This window comes from Candidatus Woesearchaeota archaeon (genome assembly GCA_021734105.1).
Taxonomy (GTDB): Archaea; Nanobdellota; Nanobdellia; order Woesearchaeales; family SKGA01; genus SKGA01.
Genome location: JAIPJP010000009.1, coordinates 1 through 19,935, shown reverse-complemented (window position 1 = coordinate 19,935; position 19,935 = coordinate 1). Strand labels below are relative to the sequence as shown.

Annotated in this window: 19 protein-coding genes; all 19 read left to right on the top strand. The window is 35.8% G+C overall.

The genetic code is table 11. The features are described 5' to 3' along the window. The first annotated feature begins 10 nt into the window (after positions 1-10). The gene (locus K9M74_02545) at positions 11-2,788 is read left to right on the top strand and encodes a hypothetical protein (protein ID MCF7798759.1); all 2,778 of its coding nucleotides are present in this window, start codon (positions 11-13) and stop codon (positions 2,786-2,788) included. Then, a complete protein-coding gene (locus K9M74_02540; GenBank protein MCF7798758.1) occupies positions 2,769-3,284 on the top strand; it encodes a hypothetical protein in 516 nt (171 codons plus the stop codon). Before K9M74_02545 ends, K9M74_02540 begins: the two co-directional genes overlap by 20 nt. A gap of 4 nt (positions 3,285-3,288) precedes the next feature. Beyond that, the gene (locus K9M74_02535) at positions 3,289-4,446 is read left to right on the top strand and encodes a hypothetical protein (GenBank protein MCF7798757.1); all 1,158 of its coding nucleotides are present in this window, start codon (positions 3,289-3,291) and stop codon (positions 4,444-4,446) included. A gap of 4 nt (positions 4,447-4,450) precedes the next feature. After that, positions 4,451-5,002, top strand: a complete 552-nt coding sequence (locus K9M74_02530) for a hypothetical protein (protein ID MCF7798756.1) — start codon at positions 4,451-4,453, stop codon at positions 5,000-5,002. Then, positions 4,999-5,493, top strand: a complete 495-nt coding sequence (locus K9M74_02525; GenBank protein MCF7798755.1) for a hypothetical protein — start codon at positions 4,999-5,001, stop codon at positions 5,491-5,493. The genes K9M74_02530 and K9M74_02525 overlap by 4 nt, the downstream gene beginning before the upstream one ends. A 200-nt stretch (positions 5,494-5,693) precedes the next feature. Next, the gene (locus K9M74_02520) at positions 5,694-5,951 is read left to right on the top strand and encodes a hypothetical protein (GenBank protein ID MCF7798754.1); all 258 of its coding nucleotides are present in this window, start codon (positions 5,694-5,696) and stop codon (positions 5,949-5,951) included. A 43-nt stretch (positions 5,952-5,994) separates the two neighbouring features. Continuing rightward, complete coding sequence (locus K9M74_02515; GenBank protein MCF7798753.1) at positions 5,995-7,170, top strand: hypothetical protein; 1,176 nt, start codon at positions 5,995-5,997, stop codon at positions 7,168-7,170. A gap of 189 nt (positions 7,171-7,359) precedes the next feature. After that, positions 7,360-8,109 carry a hypothetical protein gene (locus K9M74_02510; GenBank protein ID MCF7798752.1) on the top strand — a complete coding sequence of 250 codons (750 nt, stop codon included), beginning with the start codon at positions 7,360-7,362 and terminating at the stop codon, positions 8,107-8,109. Then, positions 8,099-8,260 carry a hypothetical protein gene (locus K9M74_02505; protein ID MCF7798751.1) on the top strand — a complete coding sequence of 54 codons (162 nt, stop codon included), beginning with the start codon at positions 8,099-8,101 and terminating at the stop codon, positions 8,258-8,260. Before K9M74_02510 ends, K9M74_02505 begins: the two co-directional genes overlap by 11 nt. Then, positions 8,257-9,204: a hypothetical protein gene (locus K9M74_02500; protein MCF7798750.1), complete on the top strand. Its 948-nt coding sequence runs from the start codon at positions 8,257-8,259 to the stop codon at positions 9,202-9,204. Before K9M74_02505 ends, K9M74_02500 begins: the two co-directional genes overlap by 4 nt. A gap of 21 nt (positions 9,205-9,225) precedes the next feature. Beyond that, positions 9,226-9,924, top strand: coding sequence for a hypothetical protein (locus K9M74_02495; protein ID MCF7798749.1), 699 nt, complete (start codon positions 9,226-9,228; stop codon positions 9,922-9,924). Beyond that, a complete protein-coding gene (locus K9M74_02490; protein ID MCF7798748.1) occupies positions 9,896-11,416 on the top strand; it encodes a hypothetical protein in 1,521 nt (506 codons plus the stop codon). The genes K9M74_02495 and K9M74_02490 overlap by 29 nt, the downstream gene beginning before the upstream one ends. Beyond that, positions 11,416-12,327 carry a hypothetical protein gene (locus K9M74_02485; protein ID MCF7798747.1) on the top strand — a complete coding sequence of 304 codons (912 nt, stop codon included), beginning with the start codon at positions 11,416-11,418 and terminating at the stop codon, positions 12,325-12,327. The genes K9M74_02490 and K9M74_02485 overlap by 1 nt, the downstream gene beginning before the upstream one ends. A gap of 96 nt (positions 12,328-12,423) precedes the next feature. Further along, positions 12,424-13,251: a hypothetical protein gene (locus tag K9M74_02480; protein MCF7798746.1), complete on the top strand. Its 828-nt coding sequence runs from the start codon at positions 12,424-12,426 to the stop codon at positions 13,249-13,251. Further along, positions 13,244-13,924, top strand: coding sequence for a hypothetical protein (locus tag K9M74_02475; protein ID MCF7798745.1), 681 nt, complete (start codon positions 13,244-13,246; stop codon positions 13,922-13,924). Before K9M74_02480 ends, K9M74_02475 begins: the two co-directional genes overlap by 8 nt. After that, positions 13,921-17,751 carry a D-alanyl-D-alanine carboxypeptidase family protein gene (locus tag K9M74_02470; GenBank protein ID MCF7798744.1) on the top strand — a complete coding sequence of 1,277 codons (3,831 nt, stop codon included), beginning with the start codon at positions 13,921-13,923 and terminating at the stop codon, positions 17,749-17,751. The genes K9M74_02475 and K9M74_02470 overlap by 4 nt, the downstream gene beginning before the upstream one ends. After that, entirely contained in the window at positions 17,739-18,278 is a 540-nt protein-coding gene (locus K9M74_02465; protein ID MCF7798743.1) for a hypothetical protein, read from the top strand. Before K9M74_02470 ends, K9M74_02465 begins: the two co-directional genes overlap by 13 nt. A 56-nt stretch (positions 18,279-18,334) precedes the next feature. Beyond that, on the top strand, positions 18,335-19,507 hold the full coding sequence (locus K9M74_02460) for a hypothetical protein (GenBank protein ID MCF7798742.1): 1,173 nt from the start codon (positions 18,335-18,337) through the stop codon (positions 19,505-19,507). A gap of 5 nt (positions 19,508-19,512) precedes the next feature. Beyond that, positions 19,513-19,935, top strand: a 423-nt coding sequence (locus tag K9M74_02455) for a metal-dependent hydrolase (protein MCF7798741.1), incomplete at its 3' end; no start/stop codon positions are given.

Sequence of the window (19,935 nt, the reverse complement as noted above, 5' to 3'; positions counted from 1 at the left end):
GAGGTACTGCATGATACTTAAGAGAACAAGCTTACTTTTCTTAGTTTTACTAGTCATGATACCTTTTGTTCTGGCACTGCCCGAGCCAACAATTATACATAATCCTTATCCAACATTTTCTCTTGCTTACGACGAGAACAACGCACCAATACAAATTGAATCAGTTCAATTAGAAAATAAAAACAAACTAATTTATCCGCTGAACCAAACCGCTAATAATTCTCCAACTTCTCCTTGGCAATTTAACTATACGTCAACATATTATCTTCCTAATGATGATTATACATTTACCATTTCAGCAATAGATGTAAATAAAAATCCTCGAGAAGACATATATTCTTTTACTGTAGATGTAGACTCTATGCCTATTGTTGTGTTATCACCACAACACCCATTATTTGACACACAAGACTTTGCCGTAGGAACAAGCTTGCCCTTTAATGTGAGTATAGAAACTGCAGCAGATGTAGTTTGCAGGATACGATCTTATACTACAGATGTTACCGACCTTGAAGCAGAATTTAATCGAGCAGCATTTTTTTTTAATGAACAATCACCAACATCCCAAACAACACACAACATAACAATTGTAGCAAATCCAGCAGGAAGCAACACTCTACTCCAAGGGCTACCCCTAGATTATGCAGATCTTTCGAGAAATGATTACTTTGTTATTTGCAAACAAAACAATTTAGGAGAAAGCGCATACCATGCAAAAATAGTTTATATTGGTTATGATGCAACGCCACCAGAAATCACTATTGATTTTGAACCAAAAACTATTGTTGATTTTTCAGATGTAACAACAACGATGAACTTAAGTTCTTCAGGAGACCTAGTTGTTTGCGATTATAACTTAACAGGACCAGGAGATTATTTTAAAGAAGGGAGTATTCCAGGAGAACTCACCTCGTTTACAAACCACTTTTCAACTGTTACCCGCAAATTTTCTTTTAATGATGACAAAGGTTTGTATGGATTTAACACACCGTTTGTCTTTAACCTAGCTGCTAATTGTACAAATCCTGCAGGATTATCAAGCATAACTAAAGAAAGCTTTACCATAGAACTTAGTAATGTTTTACATATTAATTTACTAGAAAGCGTTGTTGCAACAACAGAACCAGAACTTGTTTTTACAACAAATCTTAACGCGAGTTGTCGCTATGAAACAGATGAAAATACTACTATTTTAGCTACGACCACAAATAAACAACACCTCTTAACTGGACAAACATTTAAAGAAGGATCAAATTCACTTGTGATTTCCTGCCAGTCAGAACAAGGCATAGTAGAAACAAAAACATTCACTCTCGCGGTTGATGTAACACAACCACTCGCGCCAGTAATAGGAAGTGGAACAAATCAGTGTGAAAATATAATGAGCGTGCTTATTAACGCGCCAAATCCAGAAGATACGGTGAAATATAATATTTCTTTATACAACAGCACAACAACGAATGAAGCACATCTTATTCACGGTCCAGATATTACTATTACAACAAAAAAAGATTTACTTTACAAAGCACCAAGAAGCGTGAAAACAAAACAAAATAGTTCATACACCTGGGTTATCACGCCACTTGATCGAGCAGGAAATAAAGGAACAGCAACAAAACACACCGTTACAAAAGTTGCACCTGATAGCATATCTTGTGATGTGTATCCACCAACAGCATACGTCCACATTAACAAAACAACAAGTGGCTATGAAGTCACTTTTGGTTGTCGAGATGCAGAAACAAATTGTACGTCTATATTTGATCTTGTGACTGCTGCATTAAATGAAAGCTGTAATTATTCAACAGCAAGCGTATCATCCTATAGTGCAAATCCATTTATTTTTGAAACAGATAAAAAAATTTGTTATACAGTATTTGACATTGCAGGAAATAATAAAACAAAACAATTCGTTCTCGAACTTGATACTGATCAAATTATTAATCAAACCTGTTCAAACGGATTTTGGGACGTTGAAGAAGAAGGTGTTGATTGTGGTGGAATTTGCGGAAGTTACCCTCCCTGTCCAGATGATGATTTTGATGTTGATGATAATCAAACAGATGATAAAAACGAATCAGATGACGATGATGGCTTAGACGAATCAACGTATGAATGTCTCACTGATTATGACTGTCACGGTTTAGATACGCAATGTATACAAAATGAGTGTGTCAGTATTTCTGATGAACAACAAGGACCATCGCTTATAGGACTTCTTCTTCTTATCGGAGGATTAGTCCTTATTACTGGCGGCGCAGGATATATTGTGTATAGCGAAAAACAAAAACAATCATATTACAAACAAAAATCGCTTCAAACACAAAATAACTCAGCACAACAGCAAGCCCTTGCGGCAAAACGTTTGGCTGATGAAAAAAAATACCTTGAAGAACTTAAAACAAAACGAGAAGCAGGAGATGCTAAACGAGCAAAAATTTCAGCAGACAAAAAAGATGCACGAAGCGAACTTATTGATTCTTTTGTAGATGAAAAAACTAAATCTGAACAAGGTGTTGTACCTAAGACGAACAAGACTGTAGTTGAAGATATATTCGGACCTGAACAAATACTAGCCCAGCAAAAAAAACAGACAGTAATTCCTCAAGAGCAAGCAAAGTTAGATGAAGGATTACAAGGAGATTTTGTTCCTCTTGAAGACTTAGGTTCTAAAGGCAAACCTCAGACCTTAACAGAAGATGCATCCTCTACAGATGTTTTTGCTGACCTTGAAAAGATAACTACCAAACAAAAAAAGGAAAAGAAAGATGATACTAACAACAAATAAAGCACAAATCAACATGATATTTACTTTCATAGTGGCCCTGCTCATTATAGGTGCAATAGTACTTATTGCAACAAAAATGCTCGGAGGAACTTTTGAAGATAAATGCGCAACAGATATAATTATTTTCGGCGATACATTTAAAGAATCAATTCGTACTAACAATGACTATGGAGGAGTTGTTCAAGAAACCTATCTTGCGCCTTGCTCTTATAAAACACTCTGTCTAGTTGATGCGAAAGCAATTGATAAACACTCGAGCCTTGATAATGCGGACCAAGATTTTCCTGGAGCAACGCTGATTAAAAATACAGTAAAAGATGGCGTGCAAACAAACGTGTTTCTTATCGATGACCAAGGACTTGCATTAGACGCGGGTTACGCGCCACAACTCGCACTTGTAGATCCTAATAATGTAACTTGTTTTAACGCGCGACAAAATAAATTCACCTTTATTTTTACAGGCCAAGGAAAAACAACACTCGTTAGCAAACCATGATACTATGCAATCAACCAAACCACCACTCACTCGTTCATCAAAAGCTCAAATGGAACTCCAATTTAATTGGATATTCGTTTTAATAGTTGGCGCCGTCATTCTCCTTTTTTTCTTTACCATCATTGGAGGGCAAAGTAAAACAAGCGAACAAACCATAAGTATTAATTTTGCACAACGCATGAAAACCATTCTCTCAGCTACAGAGCAACAACCAGGTACCATAAAAATCTATGAGCGAATACCGCCATTTGAACTTTCATTCGTATGCAATACTCAAGAGAATCTTTATTATTATGCAATAGAAGATATAAAAATGGTGAATACCAAATATAATATTTATTTTTCACCTTATAATTTACAAGGTGATGTAATTTATACATGGACAAAGAGTTGGTCGCCAACATACAGCGTTGGAAACTTTTTGTATGTAACCAATGACAAAGAACATTTTGTGTTTTATCAACCAGACCAATACTCGCACATGAATGATTTATATAAAGACTTTCCAGAAAACTTTAGTCGCTACGCATGGAATAAAAGCGAAGAGGATATCAAGCTAAACATGGATAGATACACGTACGTATTTCTTAAACAACAACTTAATACCAACTCCGAGATTGAATTAAATTTTAAGAATGCAGATTTGGATGCTCGAGGAAATGTTCTTGTCATAGAACCTGCAAACAACGCAGATCCTTTTTTTAACGGAACAATTTATTTTATTCCTTTAAGCATAATTAAACAACAGACTGTTAACTCGACGAAAAAGTTAGTGAATTTTCTTACAGACTCAGATAATGCCTATCCTTCGCCTTATTTAGATAAAGCAAGTATTTATGGTGCAATGTTCTCAGAATCAAAACAAACCTATGCATGCACTATGCAAAAAGCATTACAACGACTACGCATGGCAAGCATGCTCCATTACTATCGCATTAAAGAAATTACTTCTTTAACGCCCGCCTTTGTTTCTGCAAGCTGCACCTATCTTCTTGATAACACTGTTGATACGGGAGCAACACATTATCTTCAAGAACTTAACAAAACATTACAAGAATCATTTAATTTTACCACCATAGCACGTACGACGAACTCTCTAAACAAACTTGCTACCATAAATAACCAAGTCACAGCATCACAAAACTGCCTTTCGCTTTACTAACACGATGAAATCAAAGAACACAATAAAAAATAATTCCTCGCATCAACGCTGCGCACCAAAACAAACCGAACGCGCACAAATACAAATGGGAGAATCAATTTTTGCCATTATCATTATACTTTTTATTATTATTTTTGGACTGGTGTTTTACTCAAACGTACAAGAAGAAGACTTTAATGAGCAACGATCAAAATTTGATGACTTAGATTCCATAGCGCTCGCGCAATTTATAGGAACTTTACCCGAACTTGCATGCGCAGAGCTAGAAATAACTGAAAACTCTTGCTTTGACACAACAAAACTTGATGCCTTTGAAACAATGCTTAAGAGCGAAGCAATATTAACAGAAGAATATTATGCAACACAATTAGGAACCATTACTATTTATGTGCAAGAAATATATCCAGGAAAACGAAAGTGGGTATTATATAATAACTCATTAAACGAATCCATTGCAAATGTTCGCCAAGTAATCACTCCTCTCTCCTTACAACATGGCATTACCAAAGACACAGCGTTTGGCGTGTTATTTATAACAGCGTATGATAGACGATGAAACAAAAAGCACAATCAGAAATAATAGGTCTAGTTATTATAGTTATTATCATCTCCATAGTCTTACTTTTTTACCTTTCCTCAAGTATAAACGCTGCTGATTCATCAAAAAAACGATTATTCACACAATACACCAACAACGCACTCCAAGCAAGTTTTATTAAAGCATTTATCGACACCTCTTTGTGCGGAACAACAATAGATAGTCTCATTTACGATTGCGCAACAACAAGAACCATACGATGTCATGGTATGAACTCTTGTGCTGCGATTAATGACACCCTATATAATATTACGAACCAAACACTTGACGAATGGGGGTATATCTATGATTTTCGAATTGACTTCCCCTCAACATCTGCAAAGGATATTACTGCAGGGCAAGGCCTTTGCACAGCAGAAACGGTCGGAAGAAGCCCCATAAGCCCTTATTCTATACCTCTTTATCCATGGACTGGAGCTGTACGATTAGAATTAGGAATTTGTAATTAACAAAAGATGGTCTAGTAGAGGTTTGGACATAGTAACAGCCCAGCTATTGTTTTTTTGGGTGTTAGTGGCGCTAGCAGTTTATTGCTTCAAGCTCTTTATTTTGCCTTACGCGCAACTTCACGTCTTCTCAGACTCATAGAAACATTTAAATAAAGATTTTTATAGAAAACTTGTTGAAAAGACTCGTGAGGTTGATACGTATGGTATTTAAGAATAAAAAAGGCTCAGAACTCTCTATGAATGTTATTATTATTGCTGCAATTGCAGTTTTAGTACTGGTCATTTTGGCAATGTTTGTGTTTAAATCAGGAAACAATATTGAAAAATCAACAGGATGTTTTGCAATGAACGGCATGTGTAATCCAGACACCACGCACACGTTGCGTTATCCAGCAGGAGATGGAGAATGTAAAGATTTAGGTGGCAAATGTTATATTTCCCTTAAAACACAAAGTTAAACTGTGCTTATTTTTTCTTTTTTACTCTTTTTTGTGAGGCAATATGAAACTTTTATTTTCCAACAAAGCAGACATGGGCACAGAATTACCCTTCAAAATAATTATTGGTATTATTGTTCTTCTTGTTGTAATTTTTATTATCATACCACTTATTATAAATCCTTTACAAACAGATCCTTGTAATCAACAAAATGGTATACGAACAGGATCTTGCGATGAAGATGTTTCCATACGCAATAATTTTATTGAACCTGATGAAACGGGGCGAGTTTGTTGCATAGCGCAGCCAGGTAAAAAAGAGGAATTTCAACGATGGTCAGACTCAATTGCAGCAACAACAAGCGGTACTGATAGAAAAATTGTTCTCCTAGAAGATATTACAAATTTTAACTGTCCTGATGGTAACATAGGATTATATCTTCATAAAGATAATGACTTAAACAGTCTTGGAGTAACCTCTAAAACAACGTCTTATCCTACTAACTACTCATCTGCTGAAATCACACCGCAAGAAATAATTGATATTGTAGGTATTAATGAATTTGCAGATGGCACTTGCTCATTAACCATTCGAAAAGCATCACGAACTACATCGAATACTACTTATCATCCTCTAAGCACTGCCCAAGGTACACTCCTGCCTCCCGAACCAGGATTTGACTATGAAAAAACAAATTGTAAGAAAGGAACAGGAGTACAAATTACTGGAAAACTAGCAGGGTTAGCCGGAGATGAACCTTATTATCTCTTAACTTATGCAGTAAAAAGTTCAGAAAAAAATATTCAACAATTTTATCTCCTCAAATCAGAAAATCCAAACGCGGCAGACACAGAAGCTATATCTTCTGATACGATTTCAAATCCGCTGGGAGCGTGCACACCATGTTCCTTTTATAAAAACACGACAACTTGTAATGCAGATAATGCGTTGGTAAGCGAATGTAATGGTTGTTATTGGACTACGAGCGAAACCTGTGTTGATTGTACTATTAACGAGTGTCGCGATTATGGAGTAAATGAATCTTGCATTATAGATTCTTGTGCTGTTGGTGACTGTGAGTGGGGAAAGAAAACTTGTTTTGATTGTGATGATGTTGTTGCTTGCGGGGATTATCCAGATAAAATTGCTTGCGAGGAACAACTTTGTCCTGCCGAGCTTTCTTGTAAATGGAAAACAAATTTCTTTAAAAAGAATGAATGCGTGCTAGTAACTTCTTAGCGCGATACTTTTTCTAACCGCCACATTTAAAAAGAATTACTCTTCAAATACTACTCTGAGGAATAGCTATGCGATTATACTCGTCTAAACAAGGTAACGCTGACGGAATGAGAACAATAGCCATAGTTATTTTAGTCTCGCTTCTTGTTGGATTTGTTATTTATATATTCATGACGGCGGTGAAAGAACTTGGATAGCAAAGGAGTGAATTCAACTATTTTATCCGTTATTATGGTATCTCTTTTTTTAATTGTAGCAATGCTTTTATTTCAATCATGCACCAAAGATGTTGAAGACTCTTCTGAAGGAATGGAATGTTGGGCTGTACTTAACCTGCAAAAACTAGGTGTGCAATCGGTCACGGGAGATATGGTTTTAAAAGCCTGCGAAACTATTAATAAACCACTTATTGATAAAGATGTAAGTTCGCCAGAAGGCATTCAACACGAAATAGCGATGAACATGGCACGCGCATGGAAAATAACACACGAAGGAACAATAAAAGAAGAAATGTGGGATACTGATTTAGTTGATTTGTTTAAATCAGGAAGCGAATGTATGATTATTTACAAACTCAGGTTTAATCCAACTCCGCTTTTTGGTATGAGCTATCCAGGAATAACTTACCAACAAATGGACAATTATTTTGCACAAGAATATTATGCATCATTTCCTCGAACAGACGGTAAACAAGGAGAATTACGCTACACCTTTGCAGAATATGTTCAATCAAAAGGAGGAGAAGGAGCTTACTTATTTCCAGATGAAGACGCTAATGGAATCATTAAACCAGGAGAAGTTTACGCAATCTCAGTAGGTAGTCCTGATGCGCCCTTTTTTGGTAAATCAAAATTATCTGCAGATACAAATATAGTTATGTTTAGCACCTATCAATATGCTATAGGACAAAAGATGGGGTGTAGGGAATTTGTGGACTAAAAAAGGATTTTCCCAAGAACTACAAAAAATTATCTTGTGGGTAATTATTGCAGGATTCATTATAGGATTCTTTTTCATACTCAAAGAACATCTTTTTGAAGCATCATCAGGAGTAACAAAAATTGGTTTTAGAGGGTTGGGTTTTCGATGAAATCAACAACAGCACAATTATCAACCATTAAACAATTATTTATTTTATTACTGGTAGTACTCATCGTTGCAACAGCATTTGGAAAACTCTTTTCTGAAGCACGACACCAAGTAGATGAAGAATTTAATCCAGATAAATTTTTTGAAAGCGACGCTGAAGGGGAAGAAGCGCTAGCCTCCTCAATAAAAAATATGCTTTCGACACAACAAGTGCAAGGAACATTAGATATACAATTTGATTTTTTTGCTGCGACTAAAAAATATTCTAATACTACCAAGTATCCCAACGGCCAGCTTGTTTTACTAACGTCTATTAGCGATGCTAATGAATTTTTTACTTCACAAGGAACAGAAATAGGTTTACAATTTCAATCAGCTCCTCGAGGAGTTGTTTCTTATCTGACAAACAAAAATGGCGATATCCTAACAAAATCACTGCTTACTGACTACGATACAACATCATATCTTAAATTTAGAAAACTCTGTTATCTTCCAGCAGCAGTTCACGCACCACTACTACATGATATTTCAGACATTGCAGCAGAGTATCCCGATTATCCGAACGATGACATTACTATTTCAACTGTAGCAAAAAACTACGAGGTATCTTATGTTTCTTTTCGCCAATTGTTAGATGAAGATAAAAAAGATGATGAATCTCTTCATTTTACTAGCCAGTATAGTAATTCTGCAAAGCCTCAACAAAAAGATATTACTCGTAAACTCGCAGTTCCTGATGATTCAATTTATACTGAAGGACTTTTAGTGTGGGTGTATGATAATTATGTTTGTGTTATGGTGCGAGCGCAAAAGTCGGGAGGGTCTAGTGGCGGTTTATCTTTAGAAAACATAAGCGATACATTACAATTAAAAGGCGGTAATAGGTTAATTTCTGATGATGTAGTATCAGAACTACTAACTCAGGGACTAGTTGAAAAAATTTAAAGAGGAGCGTACAGGTGATATATGATGATTAATACCATGATGAAAAATAAAAAAGGCGATGGGGGAGCAACCTCTTTATGGCCCAAAATTGGCGCGGCTGTTATTGTTATGGTGCTTTTAGCAGTAGCTATCCCAAATATGGTTGGCCAAGGATTTTCAAGTATTGAAAGCCATTTTTGTTTAAACGTAGATACAGATGGTGATGGTCAACGAGATGGTATAGAACAACAACTCGGGACTTGTATATGTAATGAGGATACTCCTGCAAACCAATTCTATCTTATAGATGTGCCTTTTGTTACTAATACAGAAAAACACAAAGCACAAGAGTTGTTTAAATTAATTGATGGCTCACTACCTTCGCGTATTAGCTTTGAAGACGTACAGCGACTAGCAAAATATGTTTATGAATTAGAAGCATGCAACGCACAAGGAGATGACTGTATACAAGACAATAAGCCTAAATTAGTTTTTAAACAAGCAGGACTTGAACCGAAAACTCAAAGCCCGGACTTAAATGATATTTGTTTTTCAAAAACAATTGATTGCACTATTGAAGATTTTAAAGAAGATTTCTTTGTTAAAGAAAGCAAATACACGTATGAAACAGCATGTCTCATACCCAATGATGCTGACTCGTGCAAACAACTTCGAGAAAATGCTTGTGCAGCAGAAAAAGAAGAAGCTAAAAATGCAGATAAACAAGAAAGACAATCATAAGTCCCGTGGAGAAACACGGATGAGTCTTGTAACTTTAGTTAGTCTTATTTTAACAGGGATTATACTTATGCTTTTCTTTAAAGGCTGCGCACATTTTGATTATATATTTTTAAGCAATAGCGATTCTTCAGGTTCACAACTCGTTGCTCAAATTATAGAACAATCCCATTATCTAGAAAATGTAGACCCGGGTGAAGGTTTATATCAAGGATTTTCTATTCATGAAAAAGATTTATTCTTGTTTTTTTCAGCAGGTGTAGCACCCATACGTTTACAGTCAAAAAACTCGGACAACACATTTATTTTTCAGCGACCAACAGATGAAGCCTGCATAAATCAAGCCTGCGTTTGTCATTGCGGTGCGGGTCCTTATTGGAATCAAGTCAAAGACAAATTATCCTTCACTCTTTTACTTAACGAGCCATATGCTTGTCCCACACCATATCTCACCTGCCAAACATTTGCAAATGAAGAAGCTTTTTTTGGAAATTCCCGAGGAAACAATGAATTCTACACCTCTATTTTGGAAAAAACAAAAGAGTTTGATACAAATGATATTTATTATTATCCTATACCTTTAGATATTTTACTTCTTGGTCAAACAACTTTACAAGGTAAGGTTAGTCGTTCATATAGTGTTGCAAAACAAGCCAAAAGTTATGTTGAAGACTTAACAACAAACTATGAATGGAAAGGCGGCGTTGTTATAGGTGGTGTTGCAACTATTACAAAAAAAGATAAAGAAATGAAGCCTGTACAAACTATTCTTCGTATGGAAAAAAGTTCTACAGAAGGAATTTATGGTGTGTGTCTACACGAGGTTTGTTTTACTAATCAACCTTCTTTATCATTAGATTTAGATAAGAATTTATTTTCTATAGCGTTTTCCTTAACAGGTTTAGTGGAACAACAACAACATAGCGTTTTTTCAACGTTATCTGATGATTGCATCTCTACTTCGGTTTCAGATCAAGAAGCAAAATCCTGCAATTTATCCATTAAAAGGATATCACCATTTCCACTTACCTCGTCAGCATTCATTAATAATCCAGTTAGTTTACAAGATAAAGCATTAATTCCTTTACTTGAATTTACTCAAGAAAAAAACGACATTTGGACAATAACGCCACAAATATTGTTTACAAATACGTGTAATAATCAAGAACCTATTGAAATTATGCATGGAGAATCATTCAAAGTCTATCTCCCTTTGCGATTTAAACAATCGAACGTGCTTAATACAACTCATTTTTATGTAGTTAATGTCACAACAAATCAAGAGGATGAACTGCCTGTATTCCAACTGCTATCGCAAACACCACAACAACTCTGTAGCAATATAAATCAAGAGTATAAACTAACATATTCTTTGCTTAATACGCTAGATTTTACTATAGAATTAAAATCAGACGATAATCTAGACACAGATAATATTTTACTCTTTACCGGTCTTAGTGAACAAGTCATGAGAACTTCTGAGGAAACAGAATAATGTTTTTTAACAAAAAAGGTTCAATAGAATGGAGTCTTACTACCATCGGAGGCATTCTTATAGCCGCGCTTGTTGGTATCACCTTGTTTACCGTGGTCAATGCTTATTTATATCCGCAAACAGCAGAATCAACCATTCTTGCAAAAAACATCGCGCTTTCTATGGACGCTATTCACACATCGCCTTACGATGTGAACTATCGATATCCTGTTTCCTTACAAGAACGAAATGTCGACATGGAACATAATATTGTGCGAGTCGTTGCAAAAGAAGAAATATCTGAAAACAAAGCCGAGCGACTCGACACCTTTCAAAATTATTTTTTTTATACCACACAAGAAGCGGTTCTGCCAGATAAATTACTTATTGATGCAGCCCACATATTACTTACTAAACAAGGGAACGCTTATGCTGTGCATGACGGCTCATTTTTATTTGACGATAGTTTAGTTTTAAGCACGGGACTTAAAGATGTTCGCATAGGAATAGTTGTTGATTCAGGAAATAGTGGTGATGCACAGGTTCTTAATACTATACACCAAGCATTAACTGATCAACTTCGCGACAAACAAATTCAACTAGTATCATCTCACTTAGCAACAATTCTTATCCAACTAAGTTTTTCAGATGATGATTCACACAGTATTTATTATTCAAACTTTAATTCTGATGCAGTCACTTTACTTGCCACAAACGTGCAGAGTGCATTGCAAGGTTTAATTGACTCTTCTTTAGGAGGCTCTAAAACATTTCCTCAAACAACACAAGCACACATAGATATTTCATTTGGATTACAACATGATCAATTTGGAGAACTTCGTCGCGATTCTAGTTTGCAACGAACGATAGGAATAGCACTCGCCGATGCTGTTAAGAAGACCTATCCTCAAGCACAATTATCCTTACAATAAACTTAACCCTTAGCAAAGGTTTTTTTTACTTATGAGTGGTTTTTCTATAAGGTAAGGTATATAAGTACTTACTGCGATAATTTTCTTGAGATAGCTATGCGATTATTTACTAACAAAAAAGGACAAGAAATTACAACAAGCAAAGTATTTTATTGGCTTGTAGGGTTGGCTCTTGCTATCATGCTAGTTTTTTCTATTTGGGGCTTTGGAGCATCATTTTTTAATTCACTTACCGCAACACCTGAAATACTCAAAGAAGATCTTTTTATTGCTCGCATAACAAACACTTGCTTTGCATTAACTGAGCAAACAACGCCAACACAAACAGAACAACACCCCAACATCATAGATTTATCATTAGTTTCAAATGAACATTTACACTCTTGTTTTATAGGCGAAAGTACCCCCGCTGCAACGGTTACTATTAAGCCTTTATCCACAACGATGCCTACCTTTTCTTCTCGTCGAGCAGTTTTATTCGATGACTTTTCCCAAACAAGAACTCCTGTTGATGCACTAACAGGGAAAAAACCTCGCGCGTTACAACCAAGATACGTACTTGCAAAAGAAGTTTATGAAGAAGACCTCTGTGAGATGAGAAAGAATGCTATTTCTTTAGCAGAAAACCAAGGGGACAATCTTTTTCAGAATCATCTTTTACTTAAACCCGAAGATTTTTTAGCAATAAAAAACTCTATTGAGCAATGTACATATAGCGGTTCAAATTTTGGTCCTTGTTCTTTAAAATTAAGTGTTTCATCAACATCATATAATCCTTCACCTTATCTTAGCGATTTTTGTTATAGTAAAGAAGGCCCCTGCACTTATAATGACTTTCTTATTGATTACAAAGGAAGTTGTCAAACAAAAGCAAGTTATGGAAAAACACATCCTGCAGAACTTCAGGTGATATTCTATGATTAAGCCTATGAACAAAAAAGGAGTTGGTTGGATGCCTGATGATGTTGCTTCAGCATTTTTTGCGCTCTTACTTATTATCATAGGTTTTGTTATATTTAATCAAGTGAATACTTTGGTAGCACAATCAACAGTTCAAGAGGCATACGATGCCCACACACTCTATGAACAACAACGACTATTAGAAACGTATATGCAAACACCAATCACTCTTGATGGTAAGACAACAGATGCGCAATCACTTATCGCAGAATACATACTGCTTAGTAATTGGCTTGTACATCATAAAGATTCAGATTTAACAAAAAGGAGAATACTTATTCAAAACGATTTTATTCAAAATTCATTTGAACCAACGCTTAACAAGTATCAAGTCCTTAGCGAAGAGTTAGCAGTTGATTCTCCACATTATGCAAAAGATATTTATTATGTTATTCGATTGGTGGATACTACAACTCAACAAGACGTCTATAGGATTTCTCATCCATCAGACAAAGCAATTGAGAAACCACTTCAAGCACAAGTAATTATTCCTGGAAAACAAGTAGGCAACTTCGCACCAAATGAATTTATTATTATTGTCGAGCTTCATCAACCAAAAACGAATATGCGAAATGCAGTTCTAAAAGTATGGTCTCAAGCAGTGAAACCAGGAGTACAAGGTGTGGTGGGAACATGATACGAGGAAAAAAAGCAGGAGTTCAATTACCCCTTATCGCATTATTCTTTTTAATAGCAACAGCAGTTCTTATTACAAACAATTCAATTACTTCTGTAGAAAACGATATAGGAAATAGCCAATATGATATTCTTATGAAAATAGAACAAGCAACAAGCGCAAATGTTTATATTGATTTAGCTGCAGAAAATGCAGCTTCTTTTGCAAAATATGCAGTAATACAATCAGGAGGAGTTTATCAACCACTAAGTCCAACAGGAACTATTATGTCTTCAACTTGTGGCACGCATTTATATCCAAATTATAACTCTAAAACATCTAATTGTTTACCAACTTATACTGCGTCCTTTGCAAATTATTTTGATGATTTATTTTTTAATTATCTCCAAGACTATCCCTCAGAAAGATCATTATACTTTTTATACAATTTAAATTTTGAACAAAAATCACCACAAGAACTAGTAATCCGAGCAGCAGGCGAATCAGTAGCATTACCATTTACTGGAACAAAACGTGTTGAGGATTCTACCACTTCAGAGAATACGTGTCAAAACATATTTTTAGTTCGAAAACAATATCCTAAAACGGCATTAGGAATTTATACTGCTGAGAAACCTATAACTTGTTCAAGTGGGGAGTGTTTTTCACAAGTTGCAACGCTCTTGTATGAAACTTATCAATTACAAAATAAAAACTATCCTTATATTATTAGTGGAGAATCTCCCTATTGTCCACAAGATGTAAGAACTCTTGCAGCAGGTGATGATTCCTTTTTTTCAAATATAGTAATTTCTGAAGATAGATTTAACCAACGAATAAGCACATCGCCTGGTTTTGATAGCGCCGGATGGTTATGGTGGGTGGGGAAACACGCAAACATAACCTTTTTTAATGAGCGCCTTAGCCAAGCACAATATTTTCAAGCAGCACAAAGTAAACAAACAATTTGTAAAGGAGATGCCTGCACGCAAACAGTAGTTCTTAATGATGCAAAAGTGGGCGATGTATTTTTTATACGTGATCAAGAAAAAATCTTAGAAGACGGTTCAACAATTAGCGCCGGAGGAATTTATCTTGCATTATATGTGGCAAAAGATAATATAACCAATCGACCAATAATTATTCACGCAACGCCACAAAAAGGACTTGTTAAGGAATATTTGCCAGAAAAATTTATTTCTTCACAACACTCAGCAATAGAAACAATTCTACGACCGATTTATCAACCAAATGGCTATACGAAACTACCTACTGATTTGAGTGCTATTCCTCCATTTGTTGGACCTTTTGAATGGTGCAGCGCAGAAACTATTGACTTGCCTTCGGATAATTATCTACAACAATTACAACAGCAACCCTATAACTCACCACAACAAGATTATTATACTTTAGCAATAGAAAAAGGCATTACTGAAGGTATTGATCCTGCGCTTCTTATTACTCATGCTGTTTTAGAATCAAGTCTTGGACAAAACAATAAATGTACTTCTCAACAAAAAAGCGCTCTTACAGGATGCGGTTGGCCAGAATCTTGCGCATCGGGATGCAAATGTGAAAGTCAATGGATTGTTTCAGATGAAGCACAAATTGCTTGCACAGCAACAACAGATATGGCTGCATATAAAGAAGCATTATCCGGCACTCACGCAGTTGTAGGACTCTATGAAGAATGCTCTGCCTATCAAGAAGATCCTGAAGTTTTTTGGAATTGTATTTTTTGCATTTATCAAGGAAGTTATGATAAAGTAATTGGAAGTGGAAAAAGATACTTCTTACAAGACAAAACCTGCGAGTATGCAGAACGAGCAAAAGGAATTTATTGTTCATGGAGAGCTTATTTTGATGCAAACTGGAATGACCTTTCTTCATTAACGTCTTTACAATCAACATCAGAAATTACTCTTAATCCTGCATTTAGTACATCTACACGACTTGATTTATCTGCAATGAACTTAATTACGACAGACTTTTTACCACAAGTTTATGCTTGTGATAATCAACTCAAGACCTGCGTTACAGAAGTGGTTGAGCAGTTTAATAATGAGCATGATGATGCGGTGCATATTACTTTACTAGCAAAAAATAATGTTTTTGCAACAAGTATTGCTGAACAAGTATTAGATTGTCGCTATAACGAACAAAAAGGCTGTATTTGCCCTATCATTCCTTATTATAATGGAAGTGGTGAGTCAGAAAAAAAAATGGTTTTTTTCTCAGATGGTAGATTTGTTGCTGAGGATGATGTTATTTATGAATTTGATTTTAACCCTGCAATACCAACAGAACAACTTTCTTTAGCTAAATCAGCAATTATCTTAGAGTTAGATGGGAATAAAGCAGCAAGTCTTTATGTTAATGATAAAGGAGAGGATAAAATTTTATCAAAGAAAAAAGGTTGGCATCTTATTACTCCTGAATTACCTGCAGATTCAGTTAAAGGAGAAGCGGTGCTTGCTTTCGGATTATTAAAACATACTTACTCAGCACTTTCATGGTTACCCTATCAACAAAATAATACGCATCTCACTTGTAAAGCAAACAAACATTACTTTGGATTTCAAGCAACAATACAAAGCACAGGAGACGTACTTAACTTCAGCGTTTATTTAGATGATACACAACCACCACAAGATAATATAGTAACAACTACAACAACAAGTGTTTGTTTTAATACGCCATTACAAAACCCTTATTTTGTGGATGCACAAGATTTTTTTGCAGGAAATCTCAATTGGCTATCTTCATCACAAGATATTGTAGGACTGACTCATACAGCAACACTTTCTTGGAATCTTATTAATCACGACGAACCTTTACATGCATTCATTATAGATGTGTCTCAAGACCCTTCGTTTACTCAACTCCTAGGAACAAGAACCGTCCAAACAGCAACAGCACTAGAACAAACTCCAATCAACAACCAAGCATTGCTGCTTGAACAACTCATCAAAACACCAGCAAGTTATGGCATTACTTCCTATAAGTACAGGATAAACAAACCCTCTTTAGCAGGCAATACGTTCGCAGAAAACACTCCTTATTTTTACCGAATAATTCCTGTTGATGAGTATGGGAACCGAGGAAAAGCATCAACGACAGGCACTTTTACGTTCACCAGTCCCAAAGATAATTCAGGTCTACCGCTTTCTTCAAAACAATTCGAATTACTCAAACAAGGAACACAATTTTCAACAAGAAATATAGAAGACTACGTATGTGTATACAATCAAAACGTTCTCCTTGGTATGGATCATTTCTTGCCACCAACATCAAACAATCTTGCTGTATACCCTGGTCTTGTCGACCCCTTACAACCATCAGAACCACTTTATCACATTCAAGGCATTCCAAACATTATCTGTGATGAATCAGCAACAACTGTTGGAAAAATTTGCGCTGGGAATGAACAACTAGTAACTGCCTTACAGCAATTATCTTCTGCATTAGAGGCTAACGATTGGACCATGGTCATTTCACAAGCTCATCGATCCTGGAAAATTCAAAATACTCTTTGGGAACAATCAGGATTTGACCGTAGCATGGCGTGCGATCCCCAAACAAAAGAACAACCGTATCTTTGTCCGCACATGGTTGGGGGTGCAATAGACATTAACATACTTGATGCATCAAAAAATCAAATATCTTATATTGAGCAAGAAACATTTATGTGTGGTTTTGGTTTTGTTCGATATGGTTGGGAGTGGTGGCATTTTGAAATGGGTACAAAAATGTGGGAAAAAGCAATGGATGCACAAGCAACGTCATCTTGTTGTTATTATGGTAGAACGCATGCAGATGATTATAGGACAAAAACATGCAACATTTAAACAAATATGTGGGATGGGGAATTATATTTTTACTTTTAGTAACAACTGTTTTTGCATTTGACTTTTCTATTTGTGACACACCACAGCAAGCAAAAGCAGAACTAGGTGATGATTATTACGCATTTTGCGAGACTAACGTTGATTTAGCATATCGAGGGACACTTGCGGGCTTACAAGAAGATAGTGTAGCATATAATGATTCTTCATTATCGTTTCCAACTCGAAACAATTCTTCAAGGCAAGATTTTTCTTCAGATTTTCCTGATGAGATGCTGGACGACTCAACAACTTTCACACAATTCTTTATTATAGCGGGTTTTTTGTTGTTAGGAAGTTTATGTATTCTGCTCGTCTGGAGATACCGACACCTCCATCATACACATAAAGAGGCTGTAGAGAAGCTTCTTCCTACTTTGCACCAATATAGACAAGCAGGCTATACAGATGACCAGATAGCAAATATGCTCCTTGCTCGTGGCTATGAACAGTCATTTATAAATAAACTCTTGCGAGCACTGGAAGTGTAGCCATAAGACTTAAAAATAAACCTTTCTTTGTAAACTTCATCAAGTGAGGGATTATCATGGATGAACGATTAAAACAAATTACCACTCAAATTCTAGCATCAGGAAAAATTACCGAAGAAGAACTCAAAACAAAAGTTGATGAGAAACTTAAATCACTAGGCGGTCTTATTAGTGAAGAAGGAGCAGTCCATATTATTGCAAATGACTTAGGAGTCTCTTTAGGAAGCGCGCCAGCACAAACAGTCAAGCTTAAAGATGTATTAGCTGGTATGCGAAACGTGACTACCTTAGTTAAAGTTCTTCGAAAATATGAAGTTAGAATGTTTGGTCAAGATGGTAAAGGACAGGTAGGCAGTCTTTTTGTAGGCGATGACTCAGGATTTATGCGACTCACCTTTTGGAATGATAAAACAGATTATTTAGCAAAGGTGAATGAAGGAGATATTCTTGAAGTGCAAAGCGCATATTCGAAAGAAAATAATGATCGAATTGAATTACACATGGGAAATGCATCACACATCATTGTTAATCCAGAAGGAAAAACAGTAGACGTTCCCCTGCGCGCTGCGCAACAAGAAGCGCCAAATAAAAAAATAGGTGACATTGCTGATAGCGATACGTTTGTGCAAGTCTTAGGAACTATTGTGCAAGCATTTGACCCGCGATACTTTGAGCGAACAACAGACGGGAAAACCACCACGAACTATGTAATGAACCTTCTACTTGATGATCAAACAGGAAATATGCGTGCAACAGTGTGGAAAGAACAATTACAAACATTGCTTACGCTAAGTGATGAAGAAATTCTTAAGATTCGAGATGATGCGGATTCTTGGGAACAAATTAAAACAGATCTTTTAGGAAGAATTATTGGTGCTCGAGCACGGGTTAAAATCAATGAACAATATAATACTAAAGAATTAGTGCTTTATAATATAGAAGCAAATCCCAAACCACCAGAAACAACACAAGAAACACCCGACACAACAGGTTCTCAAAAAGAATCTTTAGAAGCAACTAGCACCTCAGAGAAAGATAAAGAAGTAAAACCTGATGTCGCTGTTAAGAATACAAAACAAGATGCATCAGAAGATAAATCAAAGCAAGAAGAAACGCCTCCTGCAGTTAAAGAAGAACTGCCAACAGCTGAAAATGTTACTGAAGAACTTATTGGTGATGAAGACGAAGAACTGCTTAGCATTGATGATATTGATAAAGCGCTTGATTAAATCTTATGCAAGGAAGAACACATTTATTGGCAGGACTCCTTATAGGATTCTTCTTTTTTTCATTTGTAGACACTATTCTACATAGTTTTATCGTTCTTTTTTTAGCAGTTGTGGGGTCCTTATTGCCCGATATTGATACGACAACATCTCTTCTCGGACGACGAGTAAAAATTATAGGATTTCTTTTCAAGCACAGGGGTTTTTTTCACTCACTTCTTTTTGCCTTTCTTATTACTCTTATAGTTGTAGAATTATCATCGCCTGTTTTTGGAATGGCCTTTGGTTTAGGAGTCTTTTCTCATTTACTATTAGATGCAATCACTAAAGAAGGGCTTTCTTTTTGGCCAATTCCATTACATATTAAAGGTTATATTCGCGTTGGAAGTTTTATAGAACATGTGTTACAACTCATTTTACTCTTTTGTTGT